The organism is Georgenia satyanarayanai, assembly GCF_009193135.1.
Taxonomy (GTDB): Bacteria; Actinomycetota; Actinomycetes; order Actinomycetales; family Actinomycetaceae; genus Oceanitalea; species Oceanitalea satyanarayanai.
This window is the reverse complement of the sequence record NZ_VUKC01000001.1, coordinates 265,279-285,337: the sequence shown is the minus strand read 5'-3', so window position 1 is coordinate 285,337 and position 20,059 is coordinate 265,279. Positions and strand designations below refer to the sequence as shown.

The following is a 20,059-nucleotide window of genomic DNA, read 5'->3' as shown; positions in this document are numbered from 1 at the left end:
CCTTGGAGCCGTCAGGCCAGGCGGGCGGCGAGGTTCTCGTCGATCGAGGCGAGGAACTCCTCGGTCGTCTGCCACTGCTGGTCCTTGCCCACGAGCAGGGCGAGGTCCTTGGTCATCTTGCCGGACTCGACGGTCTTGATGACGACGTCCTCGAGGGTCTCGGCGAAGCCGGTGACCTCCGGGGTGTTGTCGAGCTTGCCGCGGTGGGACAGGCCCCGGGTCCACGCGAAGATCGAGGCGATCGGGTTCGTCGAGGTCGGGTTGCCGGCCTGGTGCTGGCGGTAGTGGCGGGTGACCGTGCCGTGCGCGGCCTCGGCCTCCACCGTGCGACCGTCCGGGGACATGAGCACGGAGGTCATGAGGCCGAGGGAGCCGAAGCCCTGGGCGACGGTGTCGGACTGGACGTCGCCGTCGTAGTTCTTGCAGGCCCAGACGTAGCCGCCCTCCCACTTCATGGCCGCGGCGACCATGTCGTCGATGAGGCGGTGCTCGTAGGTGAGGCCCGCGGCGTCGAACTGCTCCTTGAACTCCGCCTCGAAGATCTCCTGGAAGATGTCCTTGAAGGCGCCGTCGTAGGCCTTGAGGATCGTGTTCTTCGTCGACATGTAGACGGGGTAGCCGCGCTGCAGGCCGTAGGAGAAGGAGGCGCGGGCGAAGTCGGCGATCGACTTGTTGTAGTTGTACATGCCCATCGCGACGCCGCCGTCCTCACCGAACTTCGCGACCTCGAGCTCCATGGGCTCGCTGCCGTCGTCGGGGGTGTAGGTGATCGTCACGGTGCCCGGGCCGGGGACCTTGAAGTTCTGCGACTTGTACTGGTCGGCGTGGGCGTGGCGGCCGATGATGATCGGCTTGGTCCAGCCCGGCACGAGGCGCGGGATGTTGGAGATGATGATCGGCTCGCGGAAGATGACGCCACCGAGGATGTTGCGGATGGTCCCGTTGGGCGAGCGCCACATGTTCTTGAGGCCGAACTCGGCCACCCGGGCCTCGTCGGGGGTGATGGTCGCGCACTTGACGCCGACGCCGTGCTCCTGGATGGCGTGGGCGGCGTCGATCGTCACCTGGTCGTCGGTGGCGTCACGGTGCTGGATCCCGAGGTCGTAGTACTTGAGGTCGACGTCCAGGTAGGGGTGGATGAGTCGGTCCTTGATGAACTGCCAGATGATCCGCGTCATCTCGTCGCCGTCGAGCTCGACGACCGGGTTCTCGACCTTGATCTTCGCCATGTTCCTGCGCTCTCCTGACCACCACGAGGGTGTGTGCTCGGCGTCCTTGGCGCCGGGGCGCCGGCACCGCCACCAAGATTACTCGACATCGAGATAAATGGGCCACACCTCCCTCACGGGTGCTGGCCGGCCACCCCCGGGTCCGCGCCCGTGATGGCGGAGGCGGCGTCGTCGGGGTCCGCGGCCCGGACGTGGAGGCGGTCCACGCGGCGCCCGTCGAGGGCCGCGACCGTGAGGGTGAGCCCGTCCCACTCGACGGTGTCGCCCACCTCGGGCATGCGGCCCAGGCGGGTGACGACGAAGCCGGCGAGGGTGTCGAAGGGACCCTCGGGGAGCTCGCGGCCGAGGACCTTGGCGACGTCCGCGCGCCCGAGCAGCCCGGCGACGTCGCCGACGTCCCCGCGGGCCTGGACCCCGGGCGCCGGGCGGTCGTACTCGTCGTTGATCTCCCCGACGAACTCCTCGACGATGTCCTCGAGGGTGACGATCCCGTCGGTCCCGCCGTACTCGTCGACGACGACGGCGAGGTGCGCGTTCTGCGTGCGCATGTCGGTGAGTGCGGAGAGCACCCGCTTGCCGGTGGGGAAGAAGGGGACCTGGCGCACGAGGTCGCCGATGACGCGTGCGCCGGGGCGGATGCTGATGAGGTCACGCACGTGGATGAAGCCGAGGACGTCGTCGTCGTTGCGGCCGCGCACGGGGTAGCGCGAGTGCTCGAGCGTGGAGACCAGCGCCTGCGCGTCGTCGACCGGCAGGTCCGCGTCGAGGAACTCGACCTCGGTGCGGGGCGTCATGATCTCCTCCACGCCCCGGTCCCCGACGGCGAGGATGTCGACGACCATGTCGCGCTCCACCGCCCCGATCGACTCGTGCTGGGCCACCATCGAGCGCAGCTCCTCCGCGCCGATCTCCTCGCGCTGCGCCCTCGGGTCGCGCCCGAGCAGGCGCATGACGACGTTGGTAGAGGCGCCGAGCAGCCAGATCACGGGCCGCATGGCCGTGGCGATCCAGTCCAGCGGCGTCGCGACGACGACGGCGAAGCGCTCGGCGCTCTGCATCGCCAACCGCTTGGGCACGAGCTCACCGAAGACGAGGGAGAGGTAGGAGATGAGGACGGTGGTGCCGACGAAGGCGACGGTGCTCGCGACCCCGCTGCCGAGCCCCAGGTCCTCCAGCGCGGGGGAGACCTGCGGCGCGATCTGCGCGGCGCCGAAGGACGCGGAGAAGAAGCCGGCGAGGGTGACGCCGATCTGCACCGAGGACAGGAAGCGGTTGGAGTCCTCGGTCAGCCGCGCCACCCGGGCGCCGGGGCCACCCTTCTCGGCCAGCGCGCGCACCTGGCTGTCGCGCAGGGACACGAGGGCGATCTCGGAGGCGGCGAAGACGCCGCCGAGGAGGACGAAGGTGAAGACGAGGAGGATGTCGACGACGAGGTCGGTCATCGGGCCATTGTCCCAGGAGCCGCGGCGACCGCACGGGGCCGCCCCACGGCGCTAGGTGAGGTTGCCGGCCGGGGAGAGGACGGCGAGCGCGACGGCGGCCACGAGGAGGAGGGTGACGTCGAACCCGGTCGAGCGCGCCCGGAAGGCGGGCGGCACCCCGCGGTCGGTGCCGCGGACGACGGCGAGGACGGCGCACAGCGCCGCGAGGACCAGCGCGGCCGACGGCACGTCGACGAGCACGGCCACCGCACCGGCGGCGAGCGTGCCGAGGACGACGAGCCACAGCACCGCCGTGCCTGCGCCGCGCGTGGAGTCCATGGCGACGAGGCTACCGTGGGCCCGTGACCCTCCTCCCACCGCCCACCCGGGTGGCCGTCGTCGGCACCGGGCTGGCCGGCCTGCGGACGGCCGCCGAGCTGCGCGGCCGGGGCTTCACCGGCCGGCTCACCGTCGTCGGTGAGGAGCGGGTGGCGCCCTACGACCGGCCGCCGCTCAGCAAGGAGCTCCTCACCCGCACGGCGGCCGTCGACCTCGCCGGTGAGGGCTACGGCGACCTCGTCTCGCTCGCCGACGAGCTCCTCACCGGCCACCGCGCCGTGGCCCTCGCCGCGGACGACGACGGCGCTCGGCTCACCGTCGCGGGACCGGCCGGCACGCGGGAGGTGACGGCCGACGTCGTCGTCGTGGCGACCGGGGCGAGCCCCGTCGTGGTGCCCGGCTGGCGTGACGTCCTCACCCTCCACGACCTCGACGACGCTGCGGCCTTGCGTGGGCGGCTGGTGCCGGGGGCACGGCTCGCCGTCGTCGGGGCGGGGTGGATCGGCGCGGAGCTCGCGACGGTCGCCGCCGCGGCGGGTGTGCACGTCACCGTGCTCGAGGGTGGGCCGGTACCGCTGGGGCACGTGCTCGGGGCGCAGGTCGGGGCGTTGCTGCTCCCCTGGTACGCCGAGCGCGGGATCGAGCTGCGCTGCGGCGCGACGGTGACCGCCGCGGACGCGGGCGGGGTGGTGCTCGGTGACGGTGAGCGGGTGGCGGCCGACGCCGTCGTCGCAGCCGTCGGGGTGCGCCCGAGCACGGGCTGGCTGGCCGGGGCACTGCCGCTCACACCGCGCGGCGCGGTGCCCGTGGACCTGGCGGGGCGCGTCCGCGGCGGGCCGGCATCCGTCCGGGCGGTCGGGGACTGCACGGACCGCCACTCCCCCCGTGACGGCGTGGTGCCCGGCGCGCACTGGGACGGCGCGCTCAACCACCCGGCCGCACTCGTCGCCGATCTGCTCGGCGTGGCCGACGGACCGGCACCGGACCCGGCCCCCTACGTGTTCTCCACCCAGCTGGGGCACGAGCTGACTGTTGTCGGGCACGTGCCGCCGGGGGCGCGGATCGTGCTGCGCGGCGACCCGGGCGCCGGTCCGTGGACCGCGCTGTACGTCGTCCCGGACTCCGAGGGTGCGCCGCGCCTGCACGCGGGACTCACGGTCGACCGCCCGCGCGACGTCGGCCCCCTCCGCAAGGTCCTGTCAGCCCCCGCGCACCCGATCCTCGACCTCGCAGCCGCCGCCGACCCGGCCGTCCAGCTGCGCAAGGCGCTGGCCTGAGCCCCAGCGCCCTCGCCGACAGCCGAGTTGTCACCCACAGCCGAGTTGTCGCCCGCAGTGATCTACCGTCCACAGCTGACTTGTCGCCCATGGCGATAAGTCAGCTGTCGGCGAGAACTCGGCTGTCGGCGGTAACTCGGCTGTCGGCGGTAAGTCGCCTGTCGGCGGGAACTCGGCTGTCGGCGGCAACTCGGCTGTCGGCGGGAAGTCGGCTGTCGGCGGGAAGTCGGCTGTCGGCGGGAAGTCGGCTGTCGGCGGGAAGTCGGCTGGCGGCGGGAAGTCGGCTGTCGGCGGGGAAGGCCGGTCAGTGGGCGAAGTGACGGGTTCCGGTGAGGTACATCGTCACGCCGGCCGCCTGGGCCGCCGCGACGACCTCCTCGTCCCGGATCGAGCCGCCGGGCTGGACGACGGCGCGCACCCCGGCGTCGAGCAGCACCTGCAGCCCGTCGGCGAAGGGGAAGAACGCGTCGGAGGCCGCGACGGCGCCGCGGGCGCGCTCGCGCCCCTCCCCCAGCGCGTTGGCCCGCTCCACCGCGAGACGGCAGGAGTCGACCCGGTTGACCTGCCCCATGCCCACACCGACGCTCGCGCCACCGGCGGCGAGGAGGATCGCGTTGGACCGCACGGCGCGCACCGAGCGCCACGCGAAGGCGAGGTCGGAGAGCGTGGCCGGGTCGGCGGGCTCACCGGCGGCCAGGGTCCAGCCGCTCGGGTCGTCGCCGGGCGCGTCGACGAGGTCGCTGGCCTGGACGAGCAGCCCGCCGCTGATCGCGCGCATCTCCAGGCCGGAGCCCGAGCCCTCGGGCACGACGAGCAGGCGGATGTTCTTCTTCGCGGTGAGGATCTCCACCGCCTCCGGCTCGAAGGCCGGCGCGACGACGACCTCGGTGAACACCGGGGCGATCTGGGCGGCGGCCTCGGCGGTGACCGGTCGGTTGGCCGCGATGACGCCACCAAAGGCGGAGACCGGGTCACAGGCGTGCGCGGCCGCGTGGGCCGCGGCGATCGTCGCACCGACGGCGATCCCGCAGGGGTTGGCGTGCTTGATGATCGCGACGGCGGGGTCGGCGTGGTCGTGCGCGGCCCGCCAGGCGGCGTCGGCGTCGACGTAGTTGTTGTAGCTCATCGCCTTGCCGTGGAGCTGCTCGGCCTGCGCGAGCCCGGGCGTGCCCGAGCGGTACAGCGCGGCAGCCTGGTGGGGGTTCTCGCCGTAGCGCAGGACGTCGGCGCGCTGCCAGGTCGCGCCGGTCCACGCCGGGAAGCGGCTCTCGTCGTCGGGCGCGACGACGTTGCCCATCCACGACGCGACGGCGACGTCGTAGTCGGCCGTGTGCCGGAAGGCGGCGGCCGCGAGGCGGCGACGCTGCTCGAGGGTGAAGCCGCCGGCGGCGACGGCCGCGGGGACGTCGTCGTACCCGGACGGGTCGACGACGACGGCGACGCTCGCGTGGTTCTTCGCGGCGGCCCGGACCATGGTCGGCCCCCCGATGTCGATCTGCTCGACGCACTCCTCGGGAGCGGCGCCGGAGGCCACCGTGTCGGTGAAGGGGTAGAGGTTGACGACGACGAGCTCGAAGGGCGCGACGCCCAGCTCGGCGAGCTCGCGGACGTGGGCGTCCTTGCGGAGGTCGGCGAGGATCCCGGCGTGGACGCGGGGGTGGAGGGTCTTGACGCGCCCGTCGAGGCACTCGGGGAAGCCGGTCACCTCCTCCACGGGCGTCACCGGGACACCGGCGGCGGCGATGGTGCGGGCGGTGGAGCCGGTGGAGACGATCTCCACGCCGGCGGCGTGCAACGCCTGGGCGAGGGGCTCGAGCCCCGTCTTGTCGTAGACGGAGACGAGGGCGCGGCGGACGGGACGCGTGTCGGTCACGAGGTCACTCCTGGGTTCGCTGGATCGGACCCGGGCACCCAGGCGGGCGGCACCCTGCAGGGGACATCCGGCCGCTTCCCGGTGGTGACTCCACCTCTGCGCCAGTCACGGCCGGGACCCAGTCTACCGGGCGCTGCTCAGCCGACAGGACCGCGCCGGTCGACGGGCAGCCCGCGGTGCTCCCACCAGGCCCGCCGGCACTCTCGGCGCGTTCCCCCGGGGTGCGCGGCGAACCACGCGCGGGTGAACCGGTTGTACTCGAACTGCTCCCCGACGTGCCCGGGCGGCAGGCCGCGGGTGCGGTGCCAGTGCTCCACCGCCTCGGCCAGCGTGCGGCCCTCGCCGTGGGCGATGAACTCCCGCATGTGCTCGTCGAAGCGGAACCCGGGGCCCACCGCCGCGGCGAAGAACTGGCGCAGCACCAGGCTGCACCGCTGCCCGGCCGGGATCACGGTGCCCGGACCGACCGGCGCGGTGAGCTGGCGCGCCGCCGGCCGCCGTGGGGCGGCGGCGGGCACCGCCTCGCCGTCGAGGGCCGCGGCCACCCTCCGCAGGAGCTCCTCCTTGCCGCCGCTGCGGGAGACACCGAGCGCCGTGGCGAGCTCCTGGAGCTCGGCCCGCAGCCAGTACCACCGGCGCAGCTCGGCACCGCTGCGCACGGCCGTCACGGGCGGGCGCGTCTCCTCCACCGGCTCAGCCGTCGACGACGACGCGCCGGCCCTCGACCCGCCACGGCAGCCTCGCCAGGCGGCCCACCTGCTCGACGAGCTGGGCGCGCTCGGCGACCTTGATCCGCTCCGTGAGGGTCTCCACCGTGTCGTCGTCGTGGACGGGCACGGCGACCTGGGCGACGATCGCGCCGGTGTCCACCCCCTCGTCGACGACGAAGAGTGTGGCGCCGGCGATCTTGACCCCGTACTCCAGCGCGTCGCGCGGGCCGTTGATGCCGGCGAAGGCGGGCAGCAGGGAGTTGTGGGTGTTGAGGTAGCGCCCACCGAAGCGCTCGAGGAAGTGGCGCCCGCACAGCTTGAGGAACCCGGCGGAGACGACGAGGTCGGGCTCGGCGGCCGCGACGGCGGCGGTCAGCGCACGGTCCCAGGACTCCCGGTCGGGGTGGTCACCGAGGCGTTCGACGAACGTGGGCACCCCGGCCTGCTCGGCGAGCGCGAGCCCGCCGGCGGAGAGCCGGTCCGCCCCCACGGCGACGACCTCGACGCCGTAGCCCGGGTCGCGGGCCGCGTCGAGGAGGGCAGCGAGGTTCGATCCCCCGCCGGAGATGAGGACGACGACTCGTGTGGGCACGTGCCGAGGGTAGTCGGCCGGGATGGAACACTGGGCGCATGTCCCGCGACCAGCCCGCTGCGCCGCCGAACGAGGAGGCGGTCCGCGCCGCGACCCGGCCGGTGCTCTGGTTCTCGGTCGTGCTGCTCGTGGGCCTGTGGCTGTCGGTGACGCGTCCGCCGTGGCCGCTGCCGCTCGTGCCGGGGCTGCTCGGGCTGCTCGCGGCCGTCCTCGGCGTCATCGGCCTCGTGCGGATGCGGCGCGCCCGGGTGGGCGGGGCGATGCTCGTGCTCGTCGTCGTCGGGCTCGGTATCGCGGCGGCGATGGTGCTCCTCACCGGGCTCCAGGCCCTCCTGTGGCCCGTCTACGCCGACTTCTACGCCTGCCTGGACCGCGCCCTCACCCACCAGGCGGAGGCCGCCTGCCTCACCGGGCTCGAGGAGCGTGCCCAGCGGATGCTCCTGCGGCCCTGACGCCCTCGGGAAGCGGGATGGCCCGAACGCTCCTAGCGTGGAGGGCGAACCCCAGACCCAAGGAGGCACACCCATGGCCCAGCTGACGAACAAGACCGTCGCGTTCCTCTCGACCAACGGCTTCGAGGACTCCGAGCTCACCGTGCCCTGGGAGGCCGTGACGTCCCAGGGCGCCGAGGCGGTGCTCATCTCCCCGGAGTCCGGCTCGATCACCGGCAAGAACGGTCACGAGCAGCAGGTCGACCTCACCACCGCCGACGCCACCCCCGACCGCTTCCACGCCCTGGTCCTGCCCGGCGGCGTCGTCAACGGGGACAAGCTCCGCATGGACGAGGCGGCCGTCGCATTCGTCCGGGAGATCTTCAACCAGCACAAGCCGGTCGGCGTCATCTGCCACGGCGGCTGGATCCTCACCGACGCCGAGGTCCTCGAGGGCCGGACGCTCACGTCCTACCCGAGCCTCAGGACCGACCTCAAGAACGCCGGGGCGACGTGGGTGGACGAGGAGGTCGTCGTCGACGCCGGGCTCGTCTCGAGCCGCACGCCGGACGACCTGCCGGCCTTCTGCGACAAGCTCGTCGAGGAGATCGGCGAGGGCGAGCACGACGGCCAGACGGCCTGACCTACTCGGGCGAGGCGGACGGCGGCGTGGGCGCGGAGCCCGCGCCGCCGTCGTCGTTCCTGCGGGTCACCCTCGCGCGGACGGCGCGTGAGCCGCGCCCGACGGCGTCGTGCACCTGGGGGTGCAGGGCGAGGAGGACGACGACGGCGCCCAGGGCGGTCTGCCAGGCGAGGGCGCCGGCGACGGCCGGGGCGGAGGGCCCCACGGTCGCGAGCCGGCCGGGCCCGATGCTGCCGGAGGCGGCCGCCGCGAGCAGCGCGCCGAGGACCGCGAGCGTGGCCGCGGCGACGACGCCGCTGAGCGCGGACTGCCACCAGCGCTCCTGGAAGCGCCTGCGGTGCAACCACGCCCCCACGGCGGCGCCGACGAGCACCGGCAGGAGCACGACGAGCCCGAGGGCCGGAGTGCCGCCCGGCTCGGGCAGGATGCCGAGCACGGGGAAGGCGGGCAGCGGCGCCGTGACGACCTCGCCCGGGGAGAACAGCGTGCCCCGCCCCACGGCGAAGCCGGGACCGCACAGCCAGGCCAGGGCCCACACGACCATCGTCGGCAGGTAGGCGAGCTGGCCGAGGAGCAGGACGACGGTGCCGAGCCGGCCCGGCGCGAGCGCCTCGTGGAGCTCGAGGACGGTGACGATCCCGCTCACCAGCCCGACGGCGAGGACGAGGACCGCGAGGGCGAGCAGGCCGGCGAGCGCGAGCCACGCGCCCCGGATGCCGGCGCGCACCCAGCCCGGGGAGGCCTCACGCAGGCGCAGCCACCCCGCGGGCCGCGGGGTGCGGGCGCGCCACAGCGCGAGGAGGAGGGCGCCCCCACCGATGGCGAGCGCTCCGAGCGCGACCGTGGGGCGGCCGGCAGGCCCGGGGACGACGGCCGAGAGGCCGAGGACGCTGAGGACGAAGCCCCCGAGGGCGAAGGCGGCGGTGGCGGGCCGGCGCAGCCGGGCGCGGCGGGCGCCGCCGTAGACGAGGGCGGCGCTGACGAGGCTGGTGCCGAGCGGGGCGAGCGAGACGACGCCGGCCTCGCCGACGTCGACGGCCGCGCCGTGGCCGAGCAGCCACACGCCGGTGCCGATGGCCGCGGCGTCGGTCCAGCTCGCGTTGCCGAGCAGCGGTGCGGCGGCGGTGGCGACGTAGGTCGCGACCGTGGGCACGACGACGAGCAGCCAGCTGATGATCGCGGCCTCGATCCCCGCCAGGGTGGCACGCAGCCAGGCCTCGGGGAGCCGCGGCGCGCGGCGGGCGGGGCCGCTCACCTGGGGGTGGACCGTCGTCGTCATCCCATCCATCGTCGGTGACCGCGCGGCGTGGGCGCGCGAAGGCGGCGGCGTGTCGTGGCGTTGTGTCCGATCCGTGTCCCGGGCGCTGCCGCCTCCCGGGCCGGGACACGCAGGCGGCCCGCCGCGCGGGTGCGCGACGGGCCGCCGGTGGTGCGGGTGGGCTCAGCCCTGGAGCAGCTCGCGGGCCAGGCGCGCGGTCTCGCTCGGGGTCTTGCCGACCTTGACGCCGGCGGCCTCGAGGGCCTCCTTCTTCGCCTCGGCCGTGCCGGAGGAGCCGGAGACGATGGCGCCGGCGTGGCCCATCGTCTTGCCCTCGGGCGCGGTGAACCCGGCGACGTAGCCGACGACCGGCTTGGTGACGTTCTCCTTGATGAACGCCGCGGCCCGCTCCTCGGCGTCGCCGCCGATCTCACCGATCATGACGATGAGCTCGGTCTCGGGGTCCGCCTCGAACGCCGCGAGGGCGTCGATGTGGGTGGTCCCGATGACCGGGTCCCCACCGATGCCGATGGCGGTGGTGAAGCCGATGTCCCGCAGCTCGAACATCATCTGGTAGGTCAGCGTGCCGGACTTGGACACGAGGCCGATGCGGCCCGGACCGGTGATGTCCGCCGGCGTGATGCCGACGTTGGACTTCCCGGGGCTGATGATGCCGGGGCAGTTGGGGCCGATGAGCCGCACGCCCTTGCTCTCCGCGTAGGTGAAGAACTCGGCGGTGTCGGCGACGGGGACACCCTCGGTGATGATGACGACGAGCGGCATGCCCGCGTCGACGGCCTCGATGACCGCGGACTTGGTGAAGGCCGGCGGGACGAAGATGACCGACACGTTCGCGCCGGTGGCGTCCATCGCCTCGGTCACGGTCCCGAACACCGGCACGGACACCGAGCCCGCGGTGCGCTCCTCGGCACCGGGGCCGATGGGGGTGACGTCGAAGTCGACGCTGGTGCCGGCCTTGCGGGGGTTGACGCCGCCGACGATCTGGGTGCCCGAGCCGAGCATCCGGCGGGTGTGCTTCTGGCCCTCGGCACCGGTCATGCCCTGGACGATGACGCGCGAGTTCGCGTCGAGGAAGATCGACATGCTGTTGTCCCGTCCTTACTTCGCGAGCTCGGCGGCCTTGGCCGCGGCGTCGTCCATCGTGTCCACCATGGTGACCAGCGGGTGGTTGGCCTCGTCGAGGATGCGACGTCCCTCGACCACGTTGTTGCCGTCCAGGCGGACGACGAGCGGCTTGGTGGCGGCGTCGCCGAGGATCTCCAGCGCCTGGACGATGCCGCTGGCGACCTGGTCGCACGCGGTGATGCCGCCGAAGACGTTGACGAAGACGCTCTTGACCTGCTCGTCACCGAGGATGACGTCCAGCCCGTTGGCCATGACCTCGGCGTTCGCGCCGCCTCCGATGTCGAGGAAGTTCGCCGGGCCGACGCCGTACTGCTCGCCCGCGTAGGCGACGACGTCGAGGGTGCTCATGACCAGGCCCGCACCGTTGCCGATGATGCCGACCTCGCCGTCGAGCTTGACGTAGTTGAGGCCCAGCTCCTTGGCCTTGGCCTCGAGCGGGTCGGCGGCGTCCTTGTCCTCGAGCTCGGCGTGCTCGGGGTGGCGGAAGTCGGCGTTCGCGTCGATCGTCACCTTGCCGTCGAGGGCGATGATCGCGCCGTCCTCGGTCCGCACGAGGGGGTTGACCTCGACGAGGGTCGCGTCCTCGTTCGCGTAGACGGTCCACAGCTTCTGGATGACGTCGGCGACGGCGTCGGCCACGTCCGCGGCGAAGCCGGCGGCCTGGACGATCTCGTTGGCCTTGGCCTCGTCGATGCCGACGACCGGGTCGACGGCCACACGGGCCAGCGCCTCGGGGCGCTCGACGGCCAGCTGCTCGATCTCCATGCCGCCCTCGACGCTGGCCATGGCCAGGTAGCGGCGCTCGGCGCGGTCCAGCAGCACCGAGAAGTAGAACTCCTCGGCGATCTTCGCGCCCTCGGCGATCATCACGCGGTGGACCGTGTGGCCCTTGATGTCCATGCCGAGGATCTCGGCCGCGCGGGCCTCGGCCTCCTCCGGGCTGTGGGCGAGCTTGACGCCGCCCGCCTTGCCGCGGCCACCGGTCTTGACCTGCGCCTTGACGACGACGGTCCCGCCTCCCAGCCGCTCGGCCGCGGCGCGCGCCTCCGCCGGCGTGGTCGCCACGATGCCGCCCAGGACGGGTACCCCGTGCTTCTCGAACACGTCCCGTGCCTGGTACTCGAAAAGGTCCACCAGGTCAGTCCTCTCATCGACGTCTCTCGGAATGCCTCGACATCGAGACATCTCCGTCCACTGTACCCGCCCGTCTAGACAAGGGCCCACCGGGCCGGTCCTCCCAGGACCGGCCCGGCGCGTCTCACACGAAGCTGGCGGAGACCTCGTCGAGGCGCTGCACCTGCTCCGCGGTCAGCTCCAGGGCCACCGCGGCGAAGAGCTGGTCGAGCTGGGCGGTGCTCGTCGCGGCCGCGAGCGGGGCGGTGACCTTGCCGTTCGCCGTCGCCCACGCGAGGGCGACGGCGGCCGGCTCGGTGCCGTGCTCGCGGGCGACGGCGTCGAGCACGTCGAGGACCCGCAGCCCCTCCGGGGTGAGGTAGCGCTTGACGGCGCCGCCCCGGGCACGGCCCTCGGTGTCGGCCTCGGTCCGGTACTTGCCGGTGAGGAAGCCGCCGGCGAGGACCTGGTAGGGGAAGACGGACATGCCCAGGCGCTGGGCGACGCCGGCCAGGCCGGTCTCGTACTCGCGCGAGACCAGGGAGTAGCGCGGCTGCAGCGCCACGGGCTTGGCGAAGCCGTTCTCCTCGCAGGCCGCGAACCACTCCTCGATCGCGGCCACGGAGAAGTTGGACAGCGCGACGGCGCGGACCTTGCCCTCGGTGACGAGGCGGTCGAAGGCCGCGGCGCTCTCGACGATCGGCGTCTCGTCGTCCTGGTAGTGGGCGTAGAAGAGGTCGATGTAGTCGGTCCGCAGGCGGCGCAGGGAGTCCTCGGCGCCGCGCACGACCGTCTCCGCCTTGAGGCCGAGCAGGTCGGGCTTGGCGGAGACCTTGGTGGCGATGACGACGTCGTCGCGGTTGCGGCGGTCGGCCACCCACTGGCCGATGATCGTCTCGGACTCCCCGCCGGCGTTGCCCGGCACCCAGTAGGAGTACATGTCCGCGGTGTCGACGAACGTGCCGCCCCGCTCGACGAAGCCGTCGAGGACGGTGTGGAACTGCTGGGGGTCGGCGGGGTCGTTGAAGGTGTTGGTGCCCAGGCCGAGCGGGGAGACGCGTAGCTCGGAGGCGCCGACGGGCAGGGCGGTGGTGGTCTCGGTCACGAGGTCCTCTCGGGGTCGGTTCGGTCGGTCAGGCGCGGCGGAGCACCGCGACGAGGAAGTCGGAGTCCTCGGCGGCCGGGCGCAGGTCCCAGGTGGACAGCAGGTGGTCGGCCACGAGGCCGGCGGCGACGGCGTCGCCGAGGAAGTCGTCGAACTCATAGCCGCGGTCGGCCCCGAAGCCGATGACGGCGCGGCCGTCGTGGGTGAGGTGGCGGCCCATGCGGCGCAGCACCTCCCGCCGGGTGCTCGTCGCGAGGAAGGTCATGACGTTGCCCGCACAGAGGATCGCGTCGAACGGCTCGGTGATCCCGCGAGCGGGCAGGTCGAGCTCGGCGAGGTCCTCGACCACCCACGTCGCGCCGGGGAAGTCCTCCTGCGCGGCGGCGACGAGGACGGGGTCGACGTCGACGCCGACGACGGTGTGCCCCCGCTCGGCGAGGTAGCCGCCGTGCCGGCCCGGCCCGCAGCCGGCGTCGAGGATGCGCGCCCCGCGCGGCACCATGGCGTCGACGAGGCGCGCCTCGCCGACGAGGTCGGCGCCGGACTCGGCCATCGTCCGGAAGCGCTCGACGTACCAGTGCGAGTGCTGCGGGTTGGCCTGGGTCATCTGGACCCACTTGCTCTGCTCGGTCATGGGTCCATCCTCTCCCCGCTCCGGGTGTGCGCGCGCCGTCGCCGTTCTGCGCACACGTCCGCGGCACGCGCGTGACACGCCGGAACAACTGACGACCAAGGCCAGTTCGCGGGGACTTGTGCGCAGCACAGCGACACCCGGGCGACTAGTCGAGGCGCTCCTCGATGGCCTCCTCGGCCTCCCCCGCCCGCTCGAGGCTCGAGGCCTCCTGCTCGCCGGCGGCGTCCGCCGACTCCACCGGGTCGTGCGCTGCCTCAGGCGTCTCTCGTCCCACCGTTCGCTCCTCCGTCCGTCTGCTCGGTGCCGAGGTTAGGACCACGGCGGCGGCGCGGCATCCGGAGGGCTACCCCGACCAGACCCCCGAGGACCCGCGCCGGTGGCTGCCGACGAGGTGGGTGTCGACGATGCCGACGGCCTCCATGAGCGCGAACATCGTCGTCGGGCCCACGTGCCGGAAGCCGCGCGCCTTGAGCGCCTTCGCGAGAGCGACCGACTCGGGCGACGTCGTCGGGACCTCCGCGCCGGTGCGCGGCCGGGGCGTGTCGGCCGGTTGGAAGGACCAGACGAACGCGGGCAGCCCACCCTCGGCCCGGAGGGCGACCGTCGCGCGGGCGTTGGTGATCGTCGCGTCGACCTTGCGCCGGTTGCGGACGATGCCGGCGTCGGCCATGAGGCGCGCGACGTCGTCGTCGTCGAAGGCGGCGACGGCGTCGGGGTCGAAACCGGCGAAGGCGGCGCGGAAGGCCGGCCGCTTGCGCAGGATCGTCACCCACGAGAGCCCGGACTGGAAGGCCTCGAGGCTGAGCCGCTCGAAGAGGCCGCGCTCGTCACGCACCGGCATGCCCCACTCGGCGTCGTAGTACTCGCGCAGCAGCGGGTCGGTCGCGGCCCATGCCGGGCGGGCCAGACCGTCCTCACCGAGGACGACGTCACTCACCGGCGGACTCCTCCAGCAGCCGCTCGGACAGCTCATCGAAGGCCTCGGCGACGACGTCGGTGTACAGGTGGCCGCCCTCGATGCCGGGGTGGATGCCGTCGGACTGGAGCTTGTCCGGCTCGGCGTCGATGGCGGCGTACCAGTCGGCGATGAGCGCGTTGGGGTAGTCGGCCACGACCTCCGCGAGCGCGGCGTTGGCCTCGGGGATCCAATAGGAGCCACCGTAGAGGTTGACGACGACGATCATCCGGCCCGGGCCGAGCGCGTCGAGCGCCGCCCGGACGACGTCCGGCTCACCGACCCCGGCGTTGGTCCCGAAGTCGAGGACGACGGCGCGGCGCACGGTGCCCTGCTCGACGGCCTGCTCGATCGCGGCGAGCCCGTCGGGCCACTGCCGGTTCGACTTCGCGTCCAGCGCGATCTCCGGCCACCGGTCGGCGAGGCCGTGGGCGCTCGTCACCATGATCGAGTCGCCGAAGCCGCTGATCTCCTCGCCGGTGGGCACGGTCCAGTCGGCGTCGGCGGGCAGCGGCTCGGGCGCCTCGCTCTCGGCGGCGGAGGCGGCGACGAGCTCCTCGTTCGCCTCGATCTGCTGCTGGGTCAGCGACGTCGTCGGCGCGGTCGCCACGGCGACGGCTGTCGTGACGACGAGGACGACGGCGGCCCCGCCCACCACCTGAGCGGCGCGCCTGCCTCCGCGCAGGGCGGCGCGCCACCGGCGCCACACCCCGGCGAAGCCCTCCCGGCGGACCGGCATCTCCAGCCAGCGGTAGGAGGCGCCCGCCACCACGAGGGTGAGGACGAGGGCCAGCGCCCGGGTGGTCCAGCTGAGCACGGAGTCGTACGTCGTGGCGGGCAGCAGCTCGGTGAGGACGAGGATGAGCGGCCAGTGCCACAGGTAGATGCCGTAGGACCGCTCCCCTACCCAGGCGACCGGCGGCATCCGCAGCAGCCGCTGGTAGAGGCCCACCGGCCCGAGGAGGGCCGCGACGAGCACGGCGGTGAGGAGGCAGGCGGCGAGGATGCCGCCGCGGAAGGTGAGCGCCGAGTCCTCGTGGAGGACCGTCATGAGCGTGAGCAGGCCGGCCAGGGCCACGAGCGCGGCGGGCTGCCGCCAGCGCTGCCACGCCGCGGAGTGCAGCCAGCTGCGCGGGGCGGCCCAGGCGAAGGCGAGCGCCACCCCGACCATGAGGCCGAAGAGGTGGGAGTCGGTGCCGTAGTAGACGCGTGTCGCGTCCTCGCCCGGTGTGTACAGGACCGCCATGAGGAGCTCGGAGACGGCGGCGACGGCGAGCGCGACGCGTACCCGCTGGCGTCCGGTGCTCGTCAGCGCGAGGAGCAGGCCGAGCAGCGGGGGCCACAGGAGGTAGAACTGCTCCTCGACCGCGAGGGACCAGAAGTTGACGAACAGCAGCGGTGAGGTCTGCGCGAAGTAGCTCGAGCCCGCGCCGATCTCCAGCCAGTTGTTGGAGAAGGTGAGCGCCCCGAGCACCTGCCGGCCGATGTTGACGAGCAGGTCACCGCCCGCGACGGCCGCCAGGCTCACGCTGACGACGACGACGCTCACCAGCGCCGGCAGCAGCCGCCGCGCCCGCCGCAGCCAGAACTGCGGGAGGTCGACGCGGCCCTTCCTGCCGAGCTCACGCAGGAGCAGGGTGGTGATGAGGAAGCCGGAGATGACGAAGAAGACGTCGACGCCGAGGAAGCCACCGGGCAGCGAGGTGGGCCGCAGGTGGTAGACGAGCACCGCGCCGACGGCGAGCGCCCGAAGGCCGTCCAGGCCGTGGATGTGCCCGGCCCCGGGGGTGGTCCGGGCGGGGGCACGACGGGAGGTCGTACGGGTGCGCGCGGGACGAGCCGGCGCGGCGGTCTGAGCCATCCGCCCTCCTCGACAGTCGTGTCGGGGTCAGGCTAGGTCCGCCGCGCCGCCCGCGGTGGGAGCCGCGCCGCACGCGTGTTCGTCTAGAGCTTGGTGACCGGGGCGTAGCGCAGGAGGAGGCGCTTGACCTGGCCGCCGCCGAAGTCGATCTGCGCGACCGCGCTGGAACCGGAGCCCTCGAGGCCGACGACGGTGCCCAGGCCGTAGGAGTCGTGGGTGACCTTGTCGCCGATGTCGAAGCCGGGGATGTCCCCCGCGGGGCGCGGTGCCGCCGAGCCGAAGCTCGGGGTCTCCGGCTCGCTGCGACGGGTACGCACCGGGCCGCTGCGCGCGCCGCTGCCACCCGCGGGGCGGCCCCCGCCGTAGCCGAAGCCGCCGGAGCCCCAGCCGCCGCCGCGCAGCGCGTCGGTGGAGGACTCGGCGCGGCGCCAGTCGAGGAGCTCCTCGGGGATGTCGGAGATGAAGCGGCTCGGCGGCAGCTGCTGGGGCATGCCCCAGGCGGTGCGCACGGCCGCGCGCGAGAGGTAGAGGCGCTTGCGCGCCCGGGTGAGCGCGACGTAGGCCAGGCGCCGCTCCTCGGCGAGCTCATCCTCGTCGGTGAGCGAGCGCTGGTGCGGGAACGTGCCGTCCTCCAGGCCCGTGACGAAGACGACCGGGAACTCCAGGCCCTTGGCGGTGTGGACGGTCATGAGGGTGACCTGCCCCTGGTTGGCGGAGTCGTCGTCGGGGATCTGGTCGGAGTCGGCGACGAGGGCGACGCGCTCGAGGAAGTCCCCGAGGTCCCCGTCGGGGTCGCTCTGGGAGAACTCGGCGGCGACGGCGTGGAGCTCGGCAAGGTTCTCCACCCGGGTGGCGTCCTGCGGGTCCTCGCTGGCCCGCAGCTCGGCGAGGTAGCCGGAACGGTCGAGGGCGGCGTCGAGGATCTCGGCCGGGCCCGCCCCGGCGGCGAGCATGTCGCGCAGGCCGGTCATGAGCTCGTGGAAGCTACGCACCTGGGTGCGCCCGCGGGTGGCGAGGCCGAGGACCTCGGGGGCGGCGCCGTCGGGAGCAGCGGCGTGCTCGATCGCGCCGCCGAAGGAGATCCGCTCGCGCTCGGCGTGGGCGGCGAGCATCGCCTCGGCGCGCTCCCCCAGCCCGCGCTTGGGGACGTTGAGGATGCGGCGGAGGTTGACGGCGTCGTCGGGGTTGGCGACGGCGCGGAGGTAGGCGAGCGCGTCCTTGATCTCCTTGCGCTCGTAGAAGCGCGTGCCGCCGACGACCTTGTAGGGGATGCCGACGCGGACGAGCACCTCCTCCAGCGCCCGGGACTGGGCGTTGGTGCGGTAGAAGACGGCGACGTCGCCGGGCCGCACGCCCTCGGAGTCGCCGAGGCGGTCGATCTCCTCGGCGATGAACCGGGCCTCCTGGTGCTCGGAGTCCGCGACGTAGCCGACCACCTCGGGGCCGGCACCGCTGTCGGTCCACAGGTTCTTCGCGCGGCGGTTCGGGTTGCGCGAGATGACGGCGTTGGCGGCGGTGAGGATGTTCTGCGTGGAGCGGTAGTTCTGCTCGAGCAGGATGGTCGTCGCGTCGGGGTAGTCCGCCTCGAACTCGAGGATGTTGCGGATCGTGGCACCGCGGAAGGCGTAGATCGACTGGTCGGCGTCACCGACGACGGTGAGCTCGGCGGGCTCCAGGCCGTCCGCGCCGTCCGTCACCCCGGCGAGCTCGCGGATGAGGACGTACTGGGCGTGGTTGGTGTCCTGGTACTCGTCGACGAGCACGTGGCGGAAACGGCGGCGGTAGTGCTCGGCCACGTTCGGGAAGGCCTGGAGCAGGTTGACCGTCTGCATGATGATGTCGTCGAAGTCGAGCGCGTGGGCCTGCCGCAGCCGGGCGTCGTACTGGCGGTAGGCCTGGGCGAGCGCGGAGTCGTAGGCGTTGCCCTCGCTGATCCCCGCGGCGAAGGAGTCGGGGTCGACGAGCTCGTTCTTGAGGTCGGAGACCTTCCGGGAGAACGCCTTGGGCGGGTAGCGCTTGGGGTCGAGGTCGAGCTGACGCATGACCAGGGCCATGAGGCGCTGGGAGTCCGCGGCGTCGTAGATGGAGAAGCTCGAGCGCAGTCCGAGGGCCGCGTGCTCGCGGCGCAGGATCCGCACGCAGGCGGAGTGGAAGGTCGAGACCCACATGTGGCGCGCGACAGGCCCGACGAGCTCGCCCACGCGCTCACGCATCTCTGCCGCGGCCTTGTTGGTGAAGGTGATGGCCAGCACCTCTCCCGCCCGGGCGCGTCCGGTGGCGAGCAGCCCGGCGATGCGGTGCGTGAGCACGCGGGTCTTGCCCGAGCCGGCGCCCGCGACGATGAGCAGCGGGCCGCCCTCGTGGACGACGGCGGCGCGCTGCTGCGGGTTGAGCCCCTCGAGGAGCTCGGCGGCGCGCGGCCGGACCTCCGCCGCAGCGGGGGTGTCGTCGTCGCGCGGGGGGACGGCGGCGGGCAGGGGCGGGCGGTCGCCGCCGAGGAGACCGGGGAGGTTGTCGAAGAGCGAGGTCATGGCAACTCCAGGGTAGGTGCTGCCACCGACACTCCGGGCGTCAGGTCTGCCACATGCCGATGAGCAGGGCGGCGGTGGTGACGAGGGCGCCGGACAGCTCGACGAGGATCGCCAGCCCGACGGCGCGCATCGCCAGCCCGGTGGAGCGCCGGGCCTCGCGCTGGTCGCGCAGCCGGGCACTCTCCGCGCCGTACACACCGACGACGAAGCCGATGGGCAGTCCGATCACCGGGATGACGAAGAACCCGACGACGCCGAGCACGGCCCCGACGACGAGCGTCCGGCCCGGCACCCCGCCCCGTCCGAGGTAGCGGCCGGCGAGCACGTACTTGCCGACCTCCGCGGCGACGACGGCGACCGCGGCGATGATCCCGACCGTCCATCCGACGCTGCCGCCGGTGACGATCGCCCACACGACGACGGCGATGCCGACGAGCGTGCCGCCACCGGGCACCACCTGGACGACGGCGCCGACGATCCCGATGACGACGACGAGGAGGACGATCGCCTCACCCCAGAGCGGCATCAGCGGCTCATCGCCACAGCGCCGCGACGGCGATGTTGACGACGGTGAGCAGGGCGATCGAGCCCATGAGGCCCCGGCTGGGCTCCTTGCGACGCCCGGCCGCGACGACGAGTGCGGTGACGACGGCAGCGACGACGAGCTTGACGGCGATCTTCACGTGGTCGAGCTCGGCGTCGAGGGCGGCCTCGGCGACCCCGACCATGAGCACCCCGGTGACGAGGGCGGTGAGGGCACCGTGCAGGACGCCCGGTGCCAGGCGCGGCGTGCGCAGGTTCGTCACCGTCCCGCCGAGCACGATGGCCCAGCCGACGAGGTGGAGGACGAGGAGGATGTTGTACACGACGGTCATGCCGTCAGCGTAGGTGAGCGCCGGGGCAGGAGGCCGGGTCGGCCCGCGGACCGGCGGACCCGGGGA

The 20,059-nt window shown here is 73.4% G+C and carries 20 protein-coding genes and 1 riboswitch; of the genes, 3 read left to right on the top strand and 17 right to left on the bottom strand.

Annotation, left to right across the window (positions count from 1 at the left end; all coding sequences use genetic code 11):
* Positions 1-11: 11 nt before the first annotated feature.
* From GD632_RS01360 to GD632_RS01350, 3 genes are all read right to left on the bottom strand, one after another.
* On the bottom strand, positions 12-1,229 hold the full coding sequence (locus tag GD632_RS01360) for an NADP-dependent isocitrate dehydrogenase (RefSeq protein WP_152187861.1): 1,218 nt from the start codon (positions 1,227-1,229) through the stop codon (positions 12-14).
* A gap of 113 nt (positions 1,230-1,342) precedes the next feature.
* Positions 1,343-2,671, bottom strand: a complete 1,329-nt coding sequence (locus GD632_RS01355; protein WP_152187859.1) for a hemolysin family protein — start codon at positions 2,669-2,671, stop codon at positions 1,343-1,345.
* Positions 2,672-2,722: 51 nt separating this feature from the next.
* Positions 2,723-2,989 (bottom strand): hypothetical protein, encoded by a 267-nt coding sequence (locus GD632_RS01350; RefSeq protein WP_152187856.1) that lies wholly within the window; start codon positions 2,987-2,989, stop codon positions 2,723-2,725.
* Between the two features lie 23 nt (positions 2,990-3,012).
* Here GD632_RS01350 and GD632_RS01345 point away from each other — a divergent pair, with 23 nt between their 5' ends.
* Positions 3,013-4,266, top strand: coding sequence for an FAD-dependent oxidoreductase (locus GD632_RS01345; RefSeq protein ID WP_152187854.1), 1,254 nt, complete (start codon positions 3,013-3,015; stop codon positions 4,264-4,266).
* 304 nt (positions 4,267-4,570) lie between these two features.
* Here the strand turns inward: GD632_RS01345 and purH are convergent, their stop codons facing one another.
* The 3 genes from purH to purN form a co-directional block, all read right to left on the bottom strand.
* A complete protein-coding gene (purH, locus tag GD632_RS01340; RefSeq protein ID WP_152187852.1) occupies positions 4,571-6,139 on the bottom strand; it encodes a bifunctional phosphoribosylaminoimidazolecarboxamide formyltransferase/IMP cyclohydrolase in 1,569 nt (522 codons plus the stop codon).
* Positions 6,140-6,168: 29 nt separating this feature from the next.
* Positions 6,169-6,258, bottom strand: a riboswitch (ZMP/ZTP riboswitch).
* 18 nt (positions 6,259-6,276) lie between these two features.
* Positions 6,277-6,828, bottom strand: a complete 552-nt coding sequence (locus tag GD632_RS01335) for a DUF6434 domain-containing protein (protein WP_152187850.1) — start codon at positions 6,826-6,828, stop codon at positions 6,277-6,279.
* Between the two features lie 4 nt (positions 6,829-6,832).
* Entirely contained in the window at positions 6,833-7,441 is a 609-nt protein-coding gene (purN, locus tag GD632_RS01330; protein WP_152187847.1) for a phosphoribosylglycinamide formyltransferase, read from the bottom strand.
* 38 nt (positions 7,442-7,479) lie between these two features.
* Between purN and GD632_RS01325 the strand changes: the two genes are divergently transcribed.
* Both GD632_RS01325 and GD632_RS01320 read left to right on the top strand, forming a co-directional pair.
* Positions 7,480-7,893 carry a hypothetical protein gene (locus GD632_RS01325; protein ID WP_152187845.1) on the top strand — a complete coding sequence of 138 codons (414 nt, stop codon included), beginning with the start codon at positions 7,480-7,482 and terminating at the stop codon, positions 7,891-7,893.
* A 73-nt stretch (positions 7,894-7,966) separates the two neighbouring features.
* A complete protein-coding gene (locus GD632_RS01320; RefSeq protein WP_152187843.1) occupies positions 7,967-8,515 on the top strand; it encodes a type 1 glutamine amidotransferase domain-containing protein in 549 nt (182 codons plus the stop codon).
* A gap of 1 nt (position 8,516) precedes the next feature.
* On the opposite strand, the gene GD632_RS01315 is transcribed toward GD632_RS01320, so the two are convergent.
* From GD632_RS01315 to GD632_RS01270, 11 genes are all read right to left on the bottom strand, one after another.
* Positions 8,517-9,794: a cell division protein PerM gene (locus GD632_RS01315; RefSeq protein WP_152187841.1), complete on the bottom strand. Its 1,278-nt coding sequence runs from the start codon at positions 9,792-9,794 to the stop codon at positions 8,517-8,519.
* A gap of 162 nt (positions 9,795-9,956) precedes the next feature.
* Positions 9,957-10,877 (bottom strand): succinate--CoA ligase subunit alpha, encoded by a 921-nt coding sequence (gene sucD / locus GD632_RS01310; RefSeq protein WP_152187839.1) that lies wholly within the window; start codon positions 10,875-10,877, stop codon positions 9,957-9,959.
* Positions 10,878-10,892: 15 nt separating this feature from the next.
* Entirely contained in the window at positions 10,893-12,053 is a 1,161-nt protein-coding gene (gene sucC, locus GD632_RS01305) for an ADP-forming succinate--CoA ligase subunit beta (RefSeq protein ID WP_152187837.1), read from the bottom strand.
* A 124-nt stretch (positions 12,054-12,177) separates the two neighbouring features.
* A complete protein-coding gene (locus tag GD632_RS01300) occupies positions 12,178-13,137 on the bottom strand; it encodes an aldo/keto reductase (protein ID WP_226924396.1) in 960 nt (319 codons plus the stop codon).
* A gap of 28 nt (positions 13,138-13,165) precedes the next feature.
* Positions 13,166-13,771: a class I SAM-dependent methyltransferase gene (locus tag GD632_RS01295; protein WP_152187835.1), complete on the bottom strand. Its 606-nt coding sequence runs from the start codon at positions 13,769-13,771 to the stop codon at positions 13,166-13,168.
* A gap of 145 nt (positions 13,772-13,916) precedes the next feature.
* Positions 13,917-14,045 (bottom strand): hypothetical protein, encoded by a 129-nt coding sequence (locus GD632_RS16335; protein ID WP_264371869.1) that lies wholly within the window; start codon positions 14,043-14,045, stop codon positions 13,917-13,919.
* 69 nt (positions 14,046-14,114) lie between these two features.
* Positions 14,115-14,744 (bottom strand): DNA-3-methyladenine glycosylase I, encoded by a 630-nt coding sequence (locus tag GD632_RS01290; protein ID WP_152187833.1) that lies wholly within the window; start codon positions 14,742-14,744, stop codon positions 14,115-14,117.
* Positions 14,701-16,587, bottom strand: coding sequence for an acyltransferase family protein (locus GD632_RS01285; protein WP_152187831.1), 1,887 nt, complete (start codon positions 16,585-16,587; stop codon positions 14,701-14,703). Before GD632_RS01285 ends, GD632_RS01290 begins: the two co-directional genes overlap by 44 nt.
* An 83-nt stretch (positions 16,588-16,670) precedes the next feature.
* Complete coding sequence (gene pcrA / locus GD632_RS01280; RefSeq protein ID WP_152187829.1) at positions 16,671-19,118, bottom strand: DNA helicase PcrA; 2,448 nt, start codon at positions 19,116-19,118, stop codon at positions 16,671-16,673.
* 40 nt (positions 19,119-19,158) lie between these two features.
* Positions 19,159-19,644 carry a DUF456 domain-containing protein gene (locus GD632_RS01275; protein ID WP_152187826.1) on the bottom strand — a complete coding sequence of 162 codons (486 nt, stop codon included), beginning with the start codon at positions 19,642-19,644 and terminating at the stop codon, positions 19,159-19,161.
* 7 nt (positions 19,645-19,651) lie between these two features.
* Positions 19,652-19,993 (bottom strand): hypothetical protein, encoded by a 342-nt coding sequence (locus GD632_RS01270; RefSeq protein ID WP_152187824.1) that lies wholly within the window; start codon positions 19,991-19,993, stop codon positions 19,652-19,654.
* Positions 19,994-20,059 lie beyond the last annotated feature (66 nt).

What these genes read in the sequence shown, in the direction of transcription:
- GD632_RS01295 (WP_152187835.1), bottom strand. Translation starts at nt 13,771, where the DNA reads ATGACCGAGCAGAGCAAGTGGGTCCAGATGACCCAGGCCAACCCGCAG.
- GD632_RS01360 (WP_152187861.1), bottom strand. Translation starts at nt 1,229, where the DNA reads ATGGCGAAGATCAAGGTCGAGAACCCGGTCGTCGAGCTCGACGGCGAC.
- GD632_RS01325 (WP_152187845.1), top strand. Translation starts at nt 7,480, where the DNA reads ATGTCCCGCGACCAGCCCGCTGCGCCGCCGAACGAGGAGGCGGTCCGC.
- GD632_RS01285 (WP_152187831.1), bottom strand. Translation starts at nt 16,587, where the DNA reads ATGGCTCAGACCGCCGCGCCGGCTCGTCCCGCGCGCACCCGTACGACC.
- GD632_RS01270 (WP_152187824.1), bottom strand. Translation starts at nt 19,993, where the DNA reads ATGACCGTCGTGTACAACATCCTCCTCGTCCTCCACCTCGTCGGCTGG.
- GD632_RS01290 (WP_152187833.1), bottom strand. Translation starts at nt 14,744, where the DNA reads ATGAGCTGTCCGAGCGGCTGCTGGAGGAGTCCGCCGGTGAGTGACGTC.
- pcrA (WP_152187829.1), bottom strand. Translation starts at nt 19,118, where the DNA reads ATGACCTCGCTCTTCGACAACCTCCCCGGTCTCCTCGGCGGCGACCGC.
- GD632_RS01320 (WP_152187843.1), top strand. Translation starts at nt 7,967, where the DNA reads ATGGCCCAGCTGACGAACAAGACCGTCGCGTTCCTCTCGACCAACGGC.
- GD632_RS01315 (WP_152187841.1), bottom strand. Translation starts at nt 9,794, where the DNA reads ATGACGACGACGGTCCACCCCCAGGTGAGCGGCCCCGCCCGCCGCGCG.
- GD632_RS01275 (WP_152187826.1), bottom strand. Translation starts at nt 19,644, where the DNA reads ATGCCGCTCTGGGGTGAGGCGATCGTCCTCCTCGTCGTCGTCATCGGG.
- GD632_RS01355 (WP_152187859.1), bottom strand. Translation starts at nt 2,671, where the DNA reads ATGACCGACCTCGTCGTCGACATCCTCCTCGTCTTCACCTTCGTCCTC.
- sucD (WP_152187839.1), bottom strand. Translation starts at nt 10,877, where the DNA reads ATGTCGATCTTCCTCGACGCGAACTCGCGCGTCATCGTCCAGGGCATG.
- GD632_RS01350 (WP_152187856.1), bottom strand. Translation starts at nt 2,989, where the DNA reads ATGGACTCCACGCGCGGCGCAGGCACGGCGGTGCTGTGGCTCGTCGTC.